The organism is Algoriphagus aestuariicola (genome assembly GCF_017254835.1).
GTDB lineage: Bacteria > Bacteroidota > Bacteroidia > Cytophagales > Cyclobacteriaceae > Algoriphagus > Algoriphagus aestuariicola.
Map to the genome: position 1 here is coordinate 1 of NZ_JAFKCW010000021.1, position 503 is coordinate 503.

At 52.1% G+C, this 503-nt stretch carries 1 rRNA gene; it reads left to right on the forward strand.

The window, feature by feature from the left end:
• A 23S ribosomal RNA gene (locus J0A67_RS23520) occupies nucleotides 1-503 on the forward strand; the annotation flags it as partial.

Below are 503 nucleotides of genomic sequence, written 5' to 3' on the forward strand. Positions count from 1 at the left end.
TGATATGAACCGTTATAACCGGCGATACCCGAATGGGGAAACCCAGTGTGTTTCGACACACTATCATGTCATGAATACATAGTGGCATGAGGCGAACCGGGGGAACTGAAACATCTAAGTACCCCGAGGAAAAGAAATCAACCGAGATTCCCCCAGTAGCGGCGAGCGAACGGGGAGGAGCCCAGAACCTGAATCGGCTTGTGTGTTAGTGGAAGCGTCTGGAAAGTCGCGCAGCAAAGGGTGATAGCCCCGTACACTAAAATGCACAGGTCGTGAGTTCGATGAGTAGGGCGGGACACGTGACATCCTGTCTGAATATGGGGGGACCATCCTCCAAGGCTAAATACTCCTGACTGACCGATAGTGAACCAGTACCGTGAGGGAAAGGCGAAAAGAACCCCGGCGAGGGGAGTGAAATAGAACCTGAAACCGTGTACGTACAAGCAGTGGGAGCACCTTCGTGGTGTGACTGCGTACCTTTTGTATAATGGGTCAGCGACTTA